At 66.0% G+C, this 18,051-nt stretch carries 17 protein-coding genes and 1 pseudogene; 10 read left to right on the top strand and 8 right to left on the bottom strand.

What is annotated here, in order from left to right; genetic code table 11:
• Positions 1–417: 417 nt before the first annotated feature.
• Both lysA and BGO62_RS16400 read right to left on the bottom strand, forming a co-directional pair.
• A complete protein-coding gene (gene lysA / locus BGO62_RS15250) occupies positions 418–1,662 on the bottom strand; it encodes a diaminopimelate decarboxylase (RefSeq protein ID WP_296644070.1) in 1,245 nt (414 codons plus the stop codon).
• Positions 1,659–1,811: a lipoprotein gene (locus BGO62_RS16400; RefSeq protein WP_363924474.1), complete on the bottom strand. Its 153-nt coding sequence runs from the start codon at positions 1,809–1,811 to the stop codon at positions 1,659–1,661. The genes lysA and BGO62_RS16400 overlap by 4 nt, the downstream gene beginning before the upstream one ends.
• On the opposite strand from BGO62_RS16400, the gene cyaY reads away from it, so the two are divergent.
• Both cyaY and BGO62_RS15260 read left to right on the top strand, forming a co-directional pair.
• A complete protein-coding gene (gene cyaY, locus BGO62_RS15255; protein WP_296644073.1) occupies positions 1,783–2,118 on the top strand; it encodes an iron donor protein CyaY in 336 nt (111 codons plus the stop codon). The two genes, BGO62_RS16400 and cyaY, sit on opposite strands and share 29 nt — an antisense overlap.
• A gap of 13 nt (positions 2,119–2,131) precedes the next feature.
• Entirely contained in the window at positions 2,132–2,719 is a 588-nt protein-coding gene (locus tag BGO62_RS15260; RefSeq protein ID WP_296644075.1) for a MarR family winged helix-turn-helix transcriptional regulator, read from the top strand.
• Here BGO62_RS15260 and argH read toward each other — a convergent pair.
• Positions 2,716–4,104 carry an argininosuccinate lyase gene (gene argH / locus BGO62_RS15265; RefSeq protein WP_296644078.1) on the bottom strand — a complete coding sequence of 463 codons (1,389 nt, stop codon included), beginning with the start codon at positions 4,102–4,104 and terminating at the stop codon, positions 2,716–2,718. The two genes, BGO62_RS15260 and argH, sit on opposite strands and share 4 nt — an antisense overlap.
• Before the next feature lie 17 nt (positions 4,105–4,121).
• Between argH and BGO62_RS15270 the strand changes: the two genes are divergently transcribed.
• The 3 genes from BGO62_RS15270 (at position 4,122) to BGO62_RS15280 (ending at position 6,646) form a co-directional block, all read left to right on the top strand.
• Positions 4,122–5,168: a sensor histidine kinase gene (locus BGO62_RS15270; protein ID WP_296644080.1), complete on the top strand. Its 1,047-nt coding sequence runs from the start codon at positions 4,122–4,124 to the stop codon at positions 5,166–5,168.
• Positions 5,125–5,895 carry a LytTR family DNA-binding domain-containing protein gene (locus BGO62_RS15275; RefSeq protein ID WP_296644082.1) on the top strand — a complete coding sequence of 257 codons (771 nt, stop codon included), beginning with the start codon at positions 5,125–5,127 and terminating at the stop codon, positions 5,893–5,895. The genes BGO62_RS15270 and BGO62_RS15275 overlap by 44 nt, the downstream gene beginning before the upstream one ends.
• Before the next feature lie 193 nt (positions 5,896–6,088).
• On the top strand, positions 6,089–6,646 hold the full coding sequence (locus BGO62_RS15280; protein WP_296644084.1) for an NUDIX hydrolase: 558 nt from the start codon (positions 6,089–6,091) through the stop codon (positions 6,644–6,646).
• A 48-nt stretch (positions 6,647–6,694) separates the two neighbouring features.
• Here BGO62_RS15280 and metH read toward each other — a convergent pair whose 3' ends face one another.
• On the bottom strand, positions 6,695–10,381 hold the full coding sequence (gene metH / locus BGO62_RS15285; protein ID WP_296644089.1) for a methionine synthase: 3,687 nt from the start codon (positions 10,379–10,381) through the stop codon (positions 6,695–6,697).
• Positions 10,382–10,653: 272 nt separating this feature from the next.
• Between metH and BGO62_RS15290 the strand changes: the two genes are divergently transcribed.
• Complete coding sequence (locus tag BGO62_RS15290; protein WP_296644091.1) at positions 10,654–11,040, top strand: rhodanese-like domain-containing protein; 387 nt, start codon at positions 10,654–10,656, stop codon at positions 11,038–11,040.
• 44 nt (positions 11,041–11,084) lie between these two features.
• Here the strand turns inward: BGO62_RS15290 and BGO62_RS15295 are convergent, their stop codons facing one another.
• The 3 genes from BGO62_RS15295 to BGO62_RS15305 are packed head-to-tail and all read right to left on the bottom strand — an operon-like array spanning position 11,085 to position 13,871.
• The gene (locus BGO62_RS15295; protein ID WP_296644093.1) at positions 11,085–12,116 is read right to left on the bottom strand and encodes a VIT1/CCC1 transporter family protein; all 1,032 of its coding nucleotides are present in this window, start codon (positions 12,114–12,116) and stop codon (positions 11,085–11,087) included.
• On the bottom strand, positions 12,113–13,603 hold the full coding sequence (locus BGO62_RS15300; protein ID WP_296644096.1) for a YifB family Mg chelatase-like AAA ATPase: 1,491 nt from the start codon (positions 13,601–13,603) through the stop codon (positions 12,113–12,115). The genes BGO62_RS15295 and BGO62_RS15300 overlap by 4 nt, the downstream gene beginning before the upstream one ends.
• Positions 13,604–13,607: 4 nt before the next feature.
• Positions 13,608–13,871 carry an accessory factor UbiK family protein gene (locus tag BGO62_RS15305; protein WP_296644098.1) on the bottom strand — a complete coding sequence of 88 codons (264 nt, stop codon included), beginning with the start codon at positions 13,869–13,871 and terminating at the stop codon, positions 13,608–13,610.
• Between the two features lie 240 nt (positions 13,872–14,111).
• On the opposite strand from BGO62_RS15305, the gene BGO62_RS15310 reads away from it, so the two are divergent.
• The 3 genes and pseudogenes from BGO62_RS15310 to BGO62_RS15320 all read left to right on the top strand — a co-directional run bounded on the left by BGO62_RS15310 (position 14,112) and on the right by BGO62_RS15320 (position 16,402).
• Positions 14,112–14,804 (top strand): TorF family putative porin, encoded by a 693-nt coding sequence (locus BGO62_RS15310; protein WP_296644100.1) that lies wholly within the window; start codon positions 14,112–14,114, stop codon positions 14,802–14,804.
• Positions 14,805–14,822: 18 nt separating this feature from the next.
• Positions 14,823–15,161, top strand: a complete 339-nt coding sequence (gene glnK / locus BGO62_RS15315; RefSeq protein WP_296644103.1) for a P-II family nitrogen regulator — start codon at positions 14,823–14,825, stop codon at positions 15,159–15,161.
• Positions 15,162–15,171: 10 nt separating this feature from the next.
• A pseudogene (locus BGO62_RS15320) lies at positions 15,172–16,402 on the top strand (ammonium transporter).
• 56 nt (positions 16,403–16,458) lie between these two features.
• Here BGO62_RS15320 and BGO62_RS15325 read toward each other — a convergent pair.
• Positions 16,459–17,130, bottom strand: coding sequence for a YceH family protein (locus tag BGO62_RS15325; RefSeq protein WP_296644106.1), 672 nt, complete (start codon positions 17,128–17,130; stop codon positions 16,459–16,461).
• Between the two features lie 353 nt (positions 17,131–17,483).
• On the opposite strand from BGO62_RS15325, the gene BGO62_RS15330 reads away from it, so the two are divergent.
• Complete coding sequence (locus BGO62_RS15330) at positions 17,484–17,945, top strand: hypothetical protein (RefSeq protein WP_296638927.1); 462 nt, start codon at positions 17,484–17,486, stop codon at positions 17,943–17,945.
• The last annotated feature ends 106 nt before the right edge of the window (positions 17,946–18,051 follow it).

The following is an 18,051-nucleotide window of genomic DNA, read 5'->3' on the forward strand; positions in this document are numbered from 1 at the left end:
TTGACTGCCGGCTTGGCGGCGGCTTTTTTGGCTACGGGCTTGGCTGCCGGTTTTTTGGCGGCGGGGGCCGCTTTTTTGGCTGCCGGTTTGGCGGCGGGTTTCTTCACTGTTGCCATCTGTCACTCCTTAGAAGTTGAACACATTCACTTATCACTACAGCTTGAAGCCACGTGCAGTCAGAGTTTGCACTTCCAAAGCGTGGTACCGACAGGCGACCGACTTGCCCGAAACCCGCTAAACACGGGCGATACCGAGGCTCCGCTTGGTGAGCCTCATTCTAGTGACTTTTCTTTCGGGTTCAATGGATAGTCAAGGACTTACGAACATAATTCGATGAAAAATGTCGCAGTCAAGCAAAATGTATCGATTCGATACTAAAAGGCAAAGAGGAGAGCTATTGACTGGTACCGCTGAAAGTCAATCAACAAGCCGTTCTCCAGCCATCATGCCGCCCAGAGTTTCACGTTCGCGGATGAGGTGGATTTCGTTTTTGTCTATCAGCACTTCGGCTGCCCGCGGCCGCGAATTGTAGTTCGACGCCATGCTCATGCCGTAGGCGCCCGCCGAAAGCAGGGCCAGAAGATCGCCTTCCCCGATCGCGAGATCGCGCGCAAAGCCAATAAAATCGCCGGTCTCGCAGATCGGGCCGACGATGTCGTAACGCCTTGCCTGGGCTGAACGTTCGTTGACGGCGACGATTTCGTGATACGCCTCGTACAGCGCCGGGCGCATCAGGTCGTTCATCGCCGCATCGACGATGGCGAAATGCTTGTCTTCACCGGGCTTCAGATACTCGATGCGGGTGAGCAGCAGGCCTGCGTTGCCGACCAGCGAGCGTCCCGGTTCCAGCAGCAGCCTTTCCTGGCGGCCGGCAAAACGCGTCGCCAGTGCGCGGCCGTAGGCAGCCAGATCGGGCGGCGTCTCGTCGCGATAGCGGATGCCGACGCCGCCGCCGAGGTCGATGTGATGCAGCACGATGCCCTCGGCAGCCAGGCTGTCGACCAGCGCCAGCACGCGATCTGCGGCATCGGTCAGCGGCGACAGGTCGATCAGCTGCGAACCGATATGGCAGTCGATGCCGGTGATTTTCAGGTTCGGCAGGCTGGCGGCCAGGCGATACAGCGCCGGCGCATCGGCGATCGGCACGCCGAACTTGTTTTCCTTGAGCCCGGTGGAGATATAGGGATGGGTCTTCGGATCGACGTCGGGATTGACGCGGAACGACACCGGCGCGATCTTGCCCATCTCGCCCGCCACGCGATTCAAGCGATGCAGTTCGCTGGCCGACTCGACGTTGAAGCAGAGGATGCCGGCGTCGAGCGCGGCGCGCATCTCGTCGGCTGTCTTGCCGACGCCCGAGAACACCACCTTGCCGGGATCGCCGCCGGCCGCCAGCACGCGGGCGAGTTCGCCGCCGGAGACGATGTCGAAGCCGGCGCCGAGGCGGGCGAACAGGTTGAGGATGGCCAGGTTCGAACTGGCCTTGACCGCATAGCAGATCAGGTGAGGGGTGGCGGCAAACGCTTCGGCGTAGGCCCGGTAGGCGGCTTCGAGCGCCTGCCGGGAATAGATATAAAGCGGCGTGCCGAAACGCTCGGCAAGGGTGTCCAGCGCCACGCCTTCGAGATGGAGGCGGCCGTCGATGCGATGCAGGGTATTCAATTGGAAGTCCGTTGCGGTGCGGGGGGATTTTCGGGAAGATACAGGTCACCCTTGGAGCCGCAGGCAGTCAGACCGAGCCCGCACAGCAACAGGGACACTATATATAAGGCGCGCAGTTTCATGCGCGAAATGTTAGCACGGGACACCATGACGGAAATCGAGTTCAACCAGGCCGCCGGCACGACGCTGGCCAAAATCGAACAGGCGCTGGAAGACGCCGATCTGGATTTCGAGACGCCGGCCGACGGCATCATCGAGGTCGAGTTCGACGACGGCAGCAAGATCATCATCAACCGCCACGGCGTGGCGCGCGAAATCTGGGTGGCCGCGCGCTCGGGCGGCTTCCACTTCAAGCCGCAGGACACAGGCTGGGTCGACACCAAGAGCGGCGAGCCGCTCTACGACAAGCTGGCCGCGCTGATCGCGGCGCAGGGCGGCGTCATGGTCCGCTTCTGATTCAGGCTGGAATTTGAAAAGCCAGGCGCTCACCCTGTTCGATCTGGTCGAGCGCCTGTCGCTGCTGACCCGTGCCGACTTGCGGCAGGCGGGCGCAGCGCAGGGCCTGCAGCCGGTGCACCTGCAGGTGCTGTTCTATCTCAACCAGGCCAACCGTTTCAGCAATACCCCGCAGGCGCTGACCGAATACCTCGGGCTGACCAAGGGCACGGTGTCGCAGACCGTGCTGGTGCTGGCGCGCCGCCGCCTGATCTCGCGCTACGCCGATCCGCGCGACGGCCGGGTGGTGCGGCTGATCCTGGCCGAAGGCGGCACCACGCTCTTGAAGACGCTCTCCGCCGGTGGCGCCTGGCGCGACATCGTACAGACAGCCAGCCCGGCGCGGGTGAGTTCGGCGATGGTGGTGCTGCGCCAGGTGCTGGCGCAGGTGCAGGCGCAAAGCGGCAAGCGCAGCTTCGGCGTGTGCGCCAGCTGCCGCCACAATCAGCGGCTGGGGCCGCGCAGCTATTTCTGCGGGCTGCTGCAGGAAAAACTCTCCAGTCCCGAGGTGCGGCGGATCTGCCGCGAGCATGCGCCGCCCGTGGCGCCGGGGACGACTTAAATCCGCTGCCGCGCACGCGCAATCGCCGCGCGCACCTGGGCCGGCGCGGTGCCGCCCAGGTGGTCGCGGGCGGCAAGCGAGCCCTCCAGCGTCAGCACGGCGTAGACGTCGTCGGCGATCACCGGGCTGAAGGCCTGCAATTCCGCGAGCGGCAGGTCGGCCAGATCGCGGCCCGACGCTTCCGCCGCGCGTACCGCGCGGGCCACCACTTCATGCGCGTCGCGGAAGGGCACGCCCTTCTTCACCAGATAGTCGGCCAGATCGGTGGCGGTGGCGAAGCCCTGCATCACCGCGGCGCGCATCGCCTCCGGCTTGACCGTCACCCCGCGCAGCATGTCGGCGTAGATCGCCAGGGTGTCGGTCAGCGTATCGACGCTGTCGAACAGCGGCTCCTTGTCCTCCTGGTTGTCCTTGTTGTAGGCGAGCGGCTGGCCCTTCATCAGGGTCAAGAGGGCGACCAGGTGGCCGTTGACGCGGCCGGTCTTGCCGCGCACCAGCTCGGGCACGTCGGGATTCTTCTTCTGCGGCATGATGCTGGAGCCGGTGCAGAAGCGGTCGGCCAGGTCGATGAAGCCGAAGCGCGGGCTCATCCACAGGATCAGTTCTTCCGACAGACGCGACAGGTGGGTCATCACCAGCGCGGCGGCGGCGGCAAATTCGATGGCGAAATCGCGGTCGGAGACGGCGTCGAGCGAGTTTTCGCACACCGCCTCGAAGCCGAGTTCGCGGGCTACATATTCCCGGTCGATCGGATAGCTGGTGCCGGCCAGCGCGGCGGCGCCCAGCGGCAGCCGGTTGACGCGGCGGCGGCAGTCGGCCAGGCGCTCGGCATCGCGCGCCAGCATCTCGAAGTAGGCCAGCAGGTGATGGCCGAAAGTGACCGGCTGCGCCACCTGCAGGTGGGTGAAGCCCGGCATCACGGTGTCGGCGTGCGCCTCGGCCAGGTCGACCAGCGAGGTCTGGCAGGCACGGACGCTGGCCAGGATGCGGTCGATGGCGTCGCGCAGGTAGAGGCGGATGTCGGTCGCCACCTGGTCGTTGCGGCTGCGGCCGGTATGCAGGCGCTTGCCGGCATCGCCGATCTTGGCGGTCAGCGCGGCCTCGATGTTGAGATGGACGTCCTCCCTGTCGAGCGACCAGTTGAATCCGCCGGCGCGGATCTCGGCCAGCAGCTCGGCCATGCCGTGGCGGATCGCGGCGAGGTCGTCCTTGGTGAGGACGCCGACGTGGTGCAACATGGCGGCGTGCGCCAGCGAACCCTGAATATCGAACTCGGCCAGCCGATAATCGAAGGGAATCGACGCGGTGTAGCGTTTGACGATTTCGGAAACCGGCTCGGAAAAGCGGCCGGACCAGGCAGCGGGCGGCGTCGATGACGTGCTCATGGGGACAGAAGCGGGGAATGAAAAGAAGGAATCATAACAACCGGCAGGTCGAATTGCCGAACTTCTGTCACCTGGGGGCGAACCTGCGCATCGCCCTGACCGTGGAGGCGGCGCTGGCCGCCGGGGTGGCGGCGCGCGTGGCGGACGCCCCGGCCTTCTGGGCGGAATTCGTCGCCCTTTCTGCGCTGGCGCAGCCGGCACTGCTGCTGACCCTGCTTGCGCTGTGCGCGGCGGGGCGCTGGCTGCGCGGGCTGCCGTATCGCATGGGCGTGGGCGCCACCCTGCTGCTCGGCATGGCGGTTCCCGTGCTGGCGACGCTGTGGCTCGGTCCGCTGCTGGCCGGATCCCAGCCGGTTCCGCTGGCCGGGGTGGCGGCGTTCGCGCTGCTGCTCGGCGCCGGCCTCCTGGCCTATTTCAATCTGCGTGCCCGGGCGCTTTCGCCCGCCATTACCGAGGCGCGGCTGCAGGCCCTGCAGGCGCGCATCCGTCCGCATTTCCTGTTCAACAGCCTGAACGCCGTGCTGTCGCTGGTGCGCAGCGACCCGCGCCGGGCCGAACACGCGCTGGAAAACATGGCCGACCTGTTCCGTGCGCTGATGGGCAACGCCAGCCAGCTGGCGCCGCTGGAGGACGAAATCGCGCTCACCCGTGCCTACCTGGAACTGGAGCAACTGCGCCTGGGCGACCGCCTGCAGGTCACCTGGCACATCCATAAAATGCCGGCCGACGCGCTGATTCCGCCGCTGGTGGTCCAGCCGCTGGTGGAAAACGCGGTCTACCACGGCATCGAGCCGCTGACCGACGGCGGCGAAATCAGCCTCAATATCTACCGCAGCGCCGACAAGGTGCACATCGTGGTGCGCAACCCGATCGCCGCCGATGCCGGTCGCCACAAGGGTAACCGCATCGCGCTGGCGAACATCCGCGAGCGTTTGCTGCTGCACTTCGACCTCGACGCGCAGCTCAAGTTGGAGCCGCTGGGCGCCGTTTATCAGGTGCATATCGTCATTCCCTATACCCGTGAACGCACCCAACCCGCCCCTGCGCGTCCTCATCGTCGATGACGAGGCGCCCGCGCGCCATCGCCTGCGCGACGTGCTGGCGGATTGCGCCGACGAACTGGCGGTCGATATCGTCGGCGAAGCCGACAACGGGCTGGATGCGCTGAGCCAGGTTCAGCAAAAACCGGTCGACGCGGTGCTGCTCGACATTCGCATGCCCGGCATGGACGGCCTCGAATGCGCCGCCCATCTCAACCGGCTGGCGGCCCCGCCCGCCATCATCTTCAGCACCGCCTACGATGCCTATGCCTGCCAGGCGTTCGATCTCAACGCGGTCGACTACCTGCTGAAGCCGGTGCGTGTCGACCGGCTGCTGCGCGCCCTGTCGCGGGCGCACAGCTTGAGCGCCAGCGTGCTCGAGCGATTGCGCGACGCCCATCCGAAGGCTCGCAGCCATCTGTCGGTCAACGAGAAAGGCCGCGTCGTGCTGATTCCGGTGGCAGACATTCTCTATCTCAAGGCGGAGTTCAAATATGTCACCGTGCGCACCGCCGCCCGCGAATTTCTTATCGAGGAATCACTGGTCCAGTTGGAGAGCGAGTTCGGCGAGCACTTCCTGCGGGTCCACCGCAACTGCCTGGTGGCCGCTGCGCGCATCCGCGAAATCGGCAAGCTGCCTGGCGACGAGGACGGCCATTTCTTGCGGCTGGACGGGCTGGACGAACATCTGGTGGTCAGCCGGCGTCAGTATTCCGCGTTGCGCGAAAAATTAGTCAAACATAAACAATGAGTTACCTTGCTCCTACAACTAAAGTTGTATAGCCAAATCCAGACCCCCTGCGTAGGATGAACTGGCTTGCTGCTTGTGCTGCAGGCAGGAAGTTCTCCGCAACGAGGGGCAGAAACCCCCGGTTCCGCCGGGTTCGCAAGAACCCGGCATTTTTTTGCCCGCGCTTGCGACCGGCATCGCTATCATGGCGGCCATGGAAAACGATACCCCCGACCTTACCGAAACCGGACTGGAGAGCGAGACCGTCTTCAAGGGACGGCTGATGCACGTCAAGCGCGACCGCGTGCGCTTGCCCAACGGCGGCGAATCGACCCGCGAGTACATCGTCCATCCCGGCGCCGTTGTCGTCGTTCCGGTATTCGACAACGGCGACCTGCTGCTGGAACGCCAGCACCGCTATCCGCTGCACCGCGATTTCATCGAACTGCCGGCCGGCAAGATCGATCCCGGCGAGGATGACCTCACCTGTGCGAAGCGGGAACTGGAAGAGGAAACCGGCTACACCGCGGGCGAGTGGCGCGAAGTCACCACCATCTATCCCTGCATCGGCTATTCCGACGAGCGGCTGGCGTTCTATCTGGCGCGCGGGCTGGAACCCGGCAACCACGGCCGCGACCACGACGAGTTCCTGGAAATCCTGCGGGTGCCGTTCGGCGAGGCGATGGACTGGGTTCGCAATGGCAAGATCTGCGAAACCAAGACCGTGATCGGCTTGTTCTGGCTGGAGAAGATGCAGCAGCAGGGCTGGTAAACCCTGTCGGGCCGGGCCGTCGTCAGCTCCCGCCAGCCCGGCAAGCCGTCAATCGGGCTGGTAGGCCAGGTTCGGCGCCAGCCAGCGTTCCGCTTCCTGCAGCGTCCAGCCTTTGCGGCGGGCGTAGTCCTCGACCTGGTCGCGCTCGATTTTCGCCACCGCGAAATACTGGCTGTCGGGGTGCGACAAATAAAAGCCGGAAACCGCCGCGCCCGGCCACATGGCGAAGTTCTCGGTGAGCTTCACGCCGATGGTTTCCGTGGCGCCCAGGACTGCGAACAGGCCGGCCTTCTCGCTGTGCTCGGGGCAGGCCGGGTAGCCGGGAGCGGGGCGGATGCCCTGGTATTTCTCCGCGATCAGGTCGTCATTGCTGAGCGCTTCCTCGCTGGCGTAGCCCCAGAATTCGCGGCGCACGCGCAAATGCAGGTGCTCGGCGAAGGCCTCGGCCAGGCGGTCGCACAGCGACTTGAACAGGATCGCGGAATAATCGTCGTGCGCGGCCTCGAATGCCTTGGCGCGCTCGTCCTCGCCGATGCCGGCGGTGACGACGAAGGCGCCGAGATAATCCGCGCGCCCGCTGGCCCTGGGCGCGACGAAGTCGGCGATGCACAGGTTGGCGCGGCCTTCCGGTTTTTTCATCTGCTGGCGCAGGTTGTGCCAGGTCATCCGCGCGCTTGAGCGCGACTCGTCGGCATAGACCTCGATGTCGTCGTCGTTCACCGTGTTGGCAGGGAACAGGCCGAACACCGCGCGCGCTTCCACCCAGTTTTCCGCAATCATCCTGGCGAGCATCGCCCGGGCATCGTTGTAGAGCTTGGTTGCTTCGGCGCCGACCACCTCGTCGCCGAGGATTTTCGGGAACTTGCCGTGCAGTTCCCAGGAGGCGAAGAACGGCGTCCAGTCGATGGCTTCGGCGAGCGTCGCCAGGTCGTAGGCCTTGAGCGCATGGACGCCCGGCTGCTTCGGCGCGGGCGGCGTGTAGGCGGCCCAGTCGATGGGAAACTTGTTGGCGCGCGCCTCGGCCAGCGACAGGCGCACGGTGTCGGTTTTGTGCTTGAGATGCCGCTCGCGCGTCTTTGCATAGTCCGCCTTGATTTCGGCGGCGAAGGCGTCGCGCAGTTCGTGTGACAGCAGCTGGGTGCAGACGCCGACCGCGCGCGAGGCATCCTTCACGTACACCACCGGGTGTGCGTAATGCGGTTCGATCTTCACCGCGGTGTGCGCCAGCGAGGTGGTGGCGCCGCCGATCAGGAGCGGGAGGCTGAAGCCCTGGCGCTGCATTTCCTTCGCCACATGCGCCATTTCCTCCAGCGAAGGCGTGATGAGACCCGACAGGCCGATGATGTCGGCCTTGTGCTCGCGCGCGGCGTCGAGGATCTTCTGCGCCGGCACCATCACGCCCAAATCCACGATGTCGTAGCCGTTGCATCCGAGCACCACGCCGACGATGTTCTTGCCGATGTCGTGGACGTCGCCCTTGACCGTGGCCATGACGATCTTGCCCGCGCTCTGCGCGTCGCCGGCCTGCTTGTCGGCCTCGATGAAGGGCAGCAGATGCGCCACCGCCTGCTTCATCACGCGGGCGGATTTGACCACCTGCGGCAGGAACATCTTGCCGGCGCCGAACAGGTCGCCGACCACGTTCATCCCCGCCATCAGCGGGCCTTCGATCACATGCAGCGGGCGTTCGGATTCGAGCCGCGCGGCCTCGGTATCCTCGACGATGTACTGGGTGATGCCCTGCACCAGCGCGTGGGAGAGCCGCTCGTTCACCGGCAGTTGGCGCCAGGACAGGTCCTCGACCTTTTCCTTTGCCCCGCCCTTGACGTTCTCGGCAAACGTCACCAGGCGTTCGGTCGAGTCCTCGCGGCGGTTCAGCAGCACGTCCTCGACGCGCTCCTTCAGTTCGGGATCGAGGTTGGCGTAGACGCCGAGCTGGCCGGCGTTGACGATGCCCATGTCCATGCCGGCCTGGATCGCATGGTAGAGGAAGGCGGTGTGGATCGCCTCGCGCACCGCGTCGTTGCCGCGGAACGAGAAGCTCACGTTTGACACCCCGCCGGAGACGTGCGCGTGCGGCAGGTTCTGCCTGATCCAGCGGGTGGCTTCGATGAAGTCGACGGCGTAGTTGGCGTGCTCCTCGATGCCGGTGGCGACCGCGAAGATGTTGGGGTCGAAGATGATGTCCTCGGCCGGGAAGCCGACCGTCTCGGTCAGGAGCTTGTAGGCGCGCGCGCAGATTTCGGTCTTGCGCGCGTAGGTGTCGGCCTGTCCCGTTTCGTCGAAGGCCATCACGATCACCGCCGCGCCGTAGCGCAGGCACAGCTTCGCCCGCTCGATGAATTCGGCCTCGCCTTCCTTCATGGAAATGGAGTTGACGATGCCCTTGCCCTGGATGCATTTGAGGCCGGCCTCGATGACGTTCCACTTCGACGAATCGAGCATGATCGGCACCCGCGCGATGTCGGGTTCCGAGGCGATCAGGAGGAGGAAGCGCACCATCGCCGCCTCGGCGTCGAGCATGCCCTCGTCCATGTTGATGTCGATCACCTGTGCGCCGTTTTCCACCTGCTGGCGCGCCACCGACAGGGCGTCGTCGTAGCGGCCCTCGATGATCATCCGGGCGAAGGCTTTCGAGCCGGTGACGTTGGTGCGCTCGCCGACGTTGACGAAGAGACTGTCCTTGCCGACGTTGAACGGCTCCAGCCCGGACAGGCGCATTGCCGGCGCAAGCTTGGGCGGCTTGCGTGGGGCGACGCCTTCGACCGCTTTCGCGATGGCGGCGATGTGTGCGGGCGAGGTGCCGCAGCAGCCGCCGACGATGTTCAGGAGTCCCGCGCGCGCCCATTCGCCGATGTGCACCGCCATCTCGTCGCCGCCCATGTCGTATTCGCCGAAGGCATTCGGCAGGCCGGCGTTGGGGTGGGCGGAGACGCACACGTCGGCCTTGCTGGAGAGCTCCTCGACGTACTGGCGCAGCAGGTCGGGACCGAGCGCGCAGTTCAGCCCGATGGATAAAGGCCGGGCGTGGCGCACCGAGTTCCAGAACGCCTCGCCGGTCTGGCCCGACAGGGTGCGGCCGGAGGCGTCGGTGATGGTGCCGGAGATCATCACCGGCAGCCGCAGATTGTTCTGTTCGAAGTATTCTTCGATGGCAAACAGCGCCGCCTTGGCGTTGAGCGTGTCGAAAATCGTCTCGACCATCAGGATGTCGGCGCCGCCCTTCACCAGGCCGTCGATCGCTTCCAGATAGGCCGCGCGCAGCTGGTCGAAGGTCACGTTGCGGTAGCCGGGGTCGTTGACGTCCGGCGAGATGGTGGCGGTGCGCGAGGTCGGGCCGAGCACGCCGGCGACGAAGCGCGGCTTGGCGGGGTTGGCCGCGGTCGCCTCGTCGGCCGCCTCGCGCGCGAGCTTCGCCGCAGCGAAGTTGAGCTCCGGCACCAGATGCTCCATGTGGTAGTCCGCCATGGAAATCGAGGTGGCGTTGAAGCTGTTGGTCTCGAGGATGTCGGCGCCGGCGGCCAGATACTTGGCGTGGATTTCCTTGATGATCGCAGGCTGGGTCAGGCACAGCAGGTCGTTGTTGCCCTTCAGGTCGTGCGCGAAGTCGGCGAAGCGTTCGCCGCGATAATCCGTCTCGCCGAGCTTGTAGGACTGGATCATCGTTCCCATCGCGCCGTCGAGGACGAGAATGCGCTGGGCGAGCAGGGAATGCAGCTGTGCGGTGCGGGACATGGCGGTCGGCAGAAGCGGGGAACGCTGCATTATATAAGGTCTGGCACCGCGGTCCGCTGCGTCCGGCAAGGGCTCCACGAGTTGCTGCCGCGTTAGTCCGACTCTAGACAGGGGAAAACCCGGCGGAGCGGGGGCAGGGTACGCGGGCGCCCGCTGGCGCAGCCCGCGCTGAACGCCGCCGCAACGCATCCAGACCGCTGTATCGGCGGGGTTTTTTCGCCCGGGCGGGCAAGTGCTGCTATGGTGGAAGCACGATTGCACAGGAGCCCGGCATGAAGCAGTTCAGCCCCACCGAAGCGCATGCTTTTTTACAGCAGCACCCCGAAGCCGTGTTCATCGACTGCCGCTCGGAAATCGAATATCTTTTTGTCGGCCATCCGACCGGCGCGATCCACGTCGCCTGGCAGGATGGCCCGGACTGGGACGTCAACCCGGACTTTCTCGGCCATGCACGCAAGGCGGCGTCGGCCAACCGCCCGGTGGTGCTGATCTGCCGCTCGGGCCGCCGCTCGGCCGACGCCGGGCGCTACCTGGAAAAGTACGGCTTTCCCGAGGTGTACAACGTCGAGCACGGCTTCGAGGGCGACATGGACGAATCGCGCCATCGCAGCACCAGAAACGGCTGGCGCTTCGACGGCCTGCCGTGGGAACAGACTTGAAGTTTTTCCGGGCGTCCGCGTGCCCGGCGTGGACGGAGGAACGCTCAGCCCAGCGTCACGCCCAGCCAGGCGCCGATGAAATACGTGGCCAATCCCGCCGCACCGCCGATGCCGAGCATGCGTACGCCGCTCAATGCAGCGTGGCGCCCGGTGAACAGGCTCATGCTGGCGCCGACGGCGAACAGCCCGAGCGCGGTCAGCGCGATCGAGAGCGTCAGCACATTGCCGTGGCCGAACAGGAAGGGCAATAGCGGCAGCGCGGCGCCAGCGGTGAACGCCGCAAACGAGGAAGCCGCCGCCACCCAGGGCGAACCGAGTTCGTCGGGGTTGAGGCCGAGTTCCTCGCGCGCCAGCGTGTCGAGCGCACGTTCGGGATCCTGCATCAGGGTGTCGGCCAGCCGCCGCGCCTCGTCCGCGGGCATGCCCTTGGCGGCATAGATCAGCGCCAGTTCGGCCGCTTCTTCGCGCGGATATTTTTCCAGCTCGTCGCGCTCCAGTCCGATCTGATACTCGAACATTTCGCGCTGCGAGCGCACCGAAATGTATTCCCCCGCCGCCATCGAAAACGCGCCTGCCAGCAGTCCGGCCACACCGGTCAGCACGATGACGGCGGGTTCCGGCGCTGCGCCGGCCACGCCGTAGATCAGCGCGGCGTTCGATACCAGCCCGTCGTTGACGCCGAACACCCCGGCGCGCAGGACGTTGCCGGCGCCACCGTTCTGGTGGCGCTTGCCGATGTCGTCGCGCCGGACCGGCATGCCGTGCGGCGGAGTTTGCGCATACAGCGCCATGCCGCGCACCTTCATCGCCGCCAGCACCCCGCGCATGGCCCGCGGCCCGAAAGCGCGGGTAAGCCCGGCGACGAGGCGGGCGCGCAGGTCGGGCCGGAACGCCGCCGGCGCCGCGCCGCCGCTGCGGGCGATGGCGGCCAGCCAGATGTCCGCCTGCTCGTCGGCCGCCTGCGCCAACTCGTCGAACAGCGCTGCGCGCGGGGTGTCGCGCTCGCACTCGGCCACCGCGCGGTAGAGCCAGGCCGAGCGTTTTTCTTCCCGCCAGGCTTGACGCGGATCGCTCATGCCGCCTGCCTCCGGTACTGGATGGCCTCGGCGAGGTGGGCAGACGTAATGGCGTCGCAGCCGGCAAGGTCGGCCACGCTGCGCGCGAGTCGGAGTACGCGGTGATAGGCGCGCGCCGACAGGTTGAGGCGTGCAATCGCCTGCTTCAGCAGGGCTTCGCTGGCCGCATCCAGCGCGCAGTGGCGGTCGATTTCCTGGGTGCCGAGTGCGGCGTTGGATTTGCCCTGGCGCTGCAGCTGGCGCTCGCGCGCCGCCTGCACGCGGGCGCGGATGGCGGCGCTGGGCTCGCCCGCAGCGGCCTGCATCAGCTCGTCCTGGGTCAGCGCGGGTACGCTGACCTGGATGTCGATGCGGTCGAGCAGCGGCCCCGAAATGCGCCCGCGATAACGCGCGATCTGGTCCGGGGTGTCGCGGCAGGCCTGGGTGGGATGGCCGAGGTAGCCGCAGGGGCAGGGGTTCATCGCTGCCACCAGCTGGAAGCGCGCCGGGAAATCGGCCTGCCGCGCGGCGCGCGAAATGGTGATGTGGCCGGTTTCCAGCGGTTCGCGCAGCACTTCCAGCACCTGCCGCGAGAACTCCGGCAACTCGTCGAGAAACAGCACGCCGTGGTGCGCCAGCGAGATCTCGCCCGGACGCGGATTGCCGCCGCCACCCACCAGCGCCACCGCGGAGGCGGTGTGGTGCGGCGCGCGGAAGGGGCGGCGCTGCCAGTGCTCAAAGCGGAAACCGCCGTTGAGCGACTGCAGCGCGGCGGCTTCCAGCGCCTCGGTCTCGTCCATCGCCGGCAGGATGCCGGGAAAGCGCGCGGCCAGCATCGACTTGCCGGTGCCGGGCGGCCCCGCCAGCAGCACCGAATGGCCGCCCGCGGCGGCGACTTCGAGCGCGCGCTTGGTGGCGGCCTGGCCTTTGACGTCGGCGAAGTCGGGATAGTCCGGCGCGAGCGGCACGGCATCGGGTTCGGGCGCGGCGAGCGGGGTCTGCCCCGCGAGCCAGGCACAGACCTCGAGCAGGCTGGCTGCCCCGAGTGTCTCCACTCCGCGGGCCAATGCCGCCTCGCTGGCCGATTGCGCGGGCAGCACCAGCTGCCGCTGCGCCGCGCGGGTGGCCAGCGCCATCGCCAGTGCGCCGCGCACCGGGCGCAACTCGCCGGTCAGCGCGAGTTCGCCGGCGAATTCGGCGTGCCTGAACTTGTCGGCGGGAACCTGCCCGGAGGCGGCGAGGATCGCCAGCGCGATCGGCAGATCGAAGCGTCCGGACTCCTTGGGCAGATCGGCCGGCGCCAGGTTGACCGTGATGCGCCGCGCCGGGAATTCGTAGCGTGCGTTCTGGATCGCCGCGCGCACGCGGTCGCGCGCTTCCTTCACTTCGGTTTCGGGCAGGCCGACCAGGGTGAATGCCGGCAAGCCGTTGGCCAGGTGCGCCTCGACCACGACCTCGGGCGCGTGCATGCCGTTTAACGCCCGGCTTTTGACGACGGCGACGGCCATTTTTTTATTCTTCTTCGCGCTGCTGCTTTTCCAGTTCGGCCAGGCGGGCTTCCAGCTGCGCGAGCTTTTCGCGGGTGCGCGCCAGCACTTCGGTCTGCACGTCGAATTCCTCGCGGCTCACCATGTCGAGCTTGCCAAGCATCGAGGTGAGCCCGGCCTTGAGGTTCTGTTCGATGTCCTTGGCGGGAGACTGTTTCAACGCCTCGCCCAGCTTGCCGACCAGGTCGTTGATGAATGCGGGGGTGGGAAATTTAGGATTCGGGTTCATGGCGCTCTCCAGTAAGCAGAGAGTGTACAAGCACTGCGTCCATCCGGCGCAGCGGCAGGCTGTGGCGCGCAGCACAAGGAGGGTGCATGGCGTTTTCATGGCGCACCATGAAAGTGCGGTCTATTCTTGATTTCACAAGTTTATTAATTCAATTGTTTGTTTTTTAAATGAAATGTTGTCTGGCACAGCTTGTGCTGAATGATTGGAGCGATCTTGCGCGACTCATTTGGGAGACATTTCATGAAAAAACTTGCACACGCTGTGGTTGCGGCCAGCCTCGCGGGCATGTCCGGCTTGGCCATGGCGGCTGAAGAAAGCAGCCCCCACAGTCTCACCGGCAACCTGGGGTTTTTCTCCGACTACGCTTTCCGCGGCGTTTCCCAGACCGACGAGGACCCGGCGATCCAGGGCGGTTTCGACTACGCCCACGCCAGCGGTTTCTATCTGGGAACCTGGGGTTCCAATGTCGAATTTGGCGATGCCAACATGGAATGGGACGTCTATGGCGGCTACAGCGGCAAGATCGCCGGCGATCTCGGCTACAACGTCGGCCTGCTCCAGTATTTCTACCCCGGCCTGTCCGATGCCGACACGCTTGAGGCCTACGCCGCCCTGAGCTGGAAAGGGTTCGGCTTGAAGGCCTCCTACAGCACCACGGATTATTTCGGCGCTGCCGATTCCGACGGCACGGTCTACTGGGATGCCAGCTTCAACTATGAACTGCCCGCTGCGGTCATGCTCGGTCTTCACTATGGCTATACCGCGGGCGAAGGCGCCCAGGCTGACTACGCGGACTGGAAGATCGGCGTCAGCAAGGAATTCGGTGGCTTCAATTTCGGCCTTGCCTATGTGGCCACCGACGACGACGGCGAGAAACTGTACGGCAAGTATGCCGACGACCGCGTCATTGTTTCAGTCGGCAAAACGTTCTGAACCATCGGGAGAACTGGCATGAAATTCGTAACGGCAGTCATCAAGCCGTTCAAGCTGGATGAAGTGCGCGAGGCATTGTCCGCCATCGGCGTCACCGGCCTGACGGTCACGGAAGTGAAGGGATTCGGGCGGCAGAAGGGCCACACCGAGCTGTATCGCGGCGCGGAATACGTGGTCGATTTCCTGCCCAAAGTGAAGATCGAGGTGGCCATCGGGGCCGAGCTGCTGGAGCGCGTGATCGAGGCGATCGAGAAAGCGGCCAACACCGGCAAGATCGGCGACGGCAAGATCTTTGTCACCGGCCTGGAGCAGGTCGTGCGCATCCGCACGGGCGAATCCGGCCCCGACGCCCTCTGAGGAGCCGACCATGAAAAAGCTATTCGCTTCGCTGGGCCTGATGTTCGCCCTGTTGTCTCCCGGCATGACGCTGGCGCAGGAGGCGGCCGCTCCGGTCGAAGACGCCGCAGCGGTCGAAACGGTGACAGCCGTCGCCGTGGATGCCGCGGCCCCGGTGCCGGACAAGGGCGACACCGCCTGGATGATGGTTTCCACCCTGCTGGTGGTCCTGATGATCGTTCCGGGCGTGGCGCTGTTCTACGGTGGCCTGGTGCGCGCCAAGAACATGCTGTCGGTGCTGACCCAGGTGATGGCCATCTTCTGCCTGATCGCCATCCTGTGGGCGGTGTACGGCTACTCGCTGGCGTTCGGCGACGGCGGCGGCCTCAACTGGGCGATCGGCGACCTGTCCAAGCTGTTTCTGGCCGGCATCACGCCGGCCAGTACCGCGGCGACCTTCACCAAGGGCGTGGTGATCCCCGAGTTCAGCTTCGTCGCCTTCCAGCTGAGCTTCGCCGCCATCACCGTGGCGCTGATCGTCGGCGGCCTGGCCGAACGGGTGAAGTTCTCCGCGCTGCTGCTGTTCGGCGCGCTGTGGTTCACCTTCTCCTATCTGCCGATCGCCCACATGGTGTGGGCAAGCGGCGGCTACCTGTTCTCGAAGGGGGATCTCGATTTCGCGGGCGGCACCGTGGTGCACATCAACGCCGGCGTCGCCGCGCTGGTCGGCGCCATCGCGCTCGGCAAGCGCATCGGCCTTGGCCGCGACGCGATGCCGCCGCACAGCCTGCCGATGACCATGATCGGCGCCTCGCTCTTGTGGGTGGGCTGGTTCGGCTTCAACGCCGGCTCCAATCTCGAAGCCACCGGCGGCGCTGGTCGGGCCGATGGGGGGCATCGCGCTCGGCGCGGTGGCCGGCGTGGTCTGCCTGTGGGGCGTCACCGGCCTGAAGAAGGCGCTGGGCTACGACGATTCGCTCGACGTGTTCGGCATTCACGGCATCGGCGGCATCATCGGCGCCATCGGCACCGGCGTCTTCGTCTCGCCGGCGCTGGGCGGCGTCGGCGTGGCCGACTACTCGATGGCGGGCCAGGTGGTGACGCAGGCCACCGGCGTGCTCATCACCGTCGCCTGGTCGGGCGTGGTCAGCCTGGTGCTGTTCAAGCTGATCGACCTGAGCATCGGCCTGCGCGTCACTGAAGAACAGGAGCGCGAAGGCCTCGATACCGCCAGCCACGGCGAGCGGGCCTACACCCTCTGAACGCATTTTTTCGAAGGAAGCCGGGGCGCTCTGCGGGGCGCCTTTTTTTGCGCGTTTCAGGCCGGCATTCCCCGTTCCGCGCAAAGCTTGCCCAGCAGGCTTTTCAAGCCCTCGACTTCCGCTTCCAGCCGCGCCACCCGGGTCTCGAGCGCGGCGATCCCGTCCATGCTTACGGCGGCGCCGGGCTCGGCCACCGGGGATGCTGCAGCTGTCTCGGCGGCCGGCGCGCCGCTGAGCAGATGGGCCCAGCGAGGCTCGCGCGAGCCTCGCTGGCGCGGCAGCTCGACCACCATGGCGGCGTCGGGCCGTGCGGCCAGTTCCTGCAGAAAGGCGTCCGCCGCCGAGATGTCGGCGAACCGGTGCAGGCGTTCGCAGTTGAGGCGCAGCTCGCCCACGGTCTGCGGGCCGCGCAGCATCAGCACGGCGAGCAGGGCGACGGCCTGGGAGGGCAGGCGCAGGGCTTTTTCCATGTTGTGAGCGTAGCGGGTGACGCGACCGCCGCTGGATTCGACGACCAGGGCCGGCCCCCTGAGGCTGTCGATGGCGGCCTGCACCTCGGCCTCGCTGGCCTCGATGATGGGATGACGGCTGGTTTTCTGGTTGCAGCCGGCCACCAGGGCGTTGAGGGACAGCGGATAGGTATCGGGCACGGTGTGCTGCTTTTCGCAGAGCACGCCGAGGACGCGGGTTTCGAGCAGAGACAGGACGGGCAGGCGGGGAGCGGTCATGGAGGGAGTGGCTGATAGCGGTTGCACCATTATGCCCCGCCGCGCTGGGTACGTTTGCCGGCGGCGCCTGGCGCCGGCTTGTTGTCGGGATCGGCTCATCTATATTGGAGAAGTGCTGCTGCATGGCACGGGCGGCAGTCGAGGCATGCCGGCACGCCGAACATCGGGCAATGCGCCCATGAAAATCCCGGAATGCACCCCGGTTTTTCGGGTGCCAGCGCGGCCCCGCCGATGAAAGCGGGCGGCGTCGTCGCGCTGCGTGGCCGGCAAGGGCTGGCGCGTTCCGCAGCGAGACTGCGCGCATCCAGTGGCGGCATACGAAATGACCCACATTATTTTTCAAGGAGCCGGACATGAAGGCAATGCAACGCACCACCCTGCTGTTCGCTCTCGCCGCGGCCCTGGCCATGCCGGCCGCAGCGAGAGCCGAGCACGAGCACGGCGATCGCCCGGATGCGGGCGCGGCGCAGTCCCAGGATACGAGCGCGGCCGGCATGGCGTCCCTGCGTGAACGCATGGAGGAAATGCGCCGCACCGAGGACCCCGCCAAACGCATGCAGTTGATGGAGGAGCAGATGTCGCAGATGGACGCCGTGATGAAGGACATGCAGGCGTCCGGGCCCATGGCCGGCAAAAAACCGGGCGGCATGGGCATGATGGGCGGCAGGGATTGCATGGGCATGATGGGCCATGGCATGAAGGGCGGCATGGGGATGTCCGGCGACAGCGACATGATGGCCAAGCGCATGGAAATGATGGAAAAACGCATGGACATGATGCAGCAGATGATGCAGATGAACATGGGCAAACCCTGAGGGTGCACTCCGCCGCCGGTGCGGCTGGGCTGAAGGAGGCGGAATATGCCTGGATTCGAGCACTACGGAATGGGGTGGGGAATGATGCTGGGATGGGTCCTTCCCC

The sequence above is a fragment of the Thiobacillus sp. 65-1402 genome (assembly GCF_001897685.1).
Taxonomy (GTDB): Bacteria; Pseudomonadota; Gammaproteobacteria; order Burkholderiales; family Thiobacillaceae; genus Thiobacillus.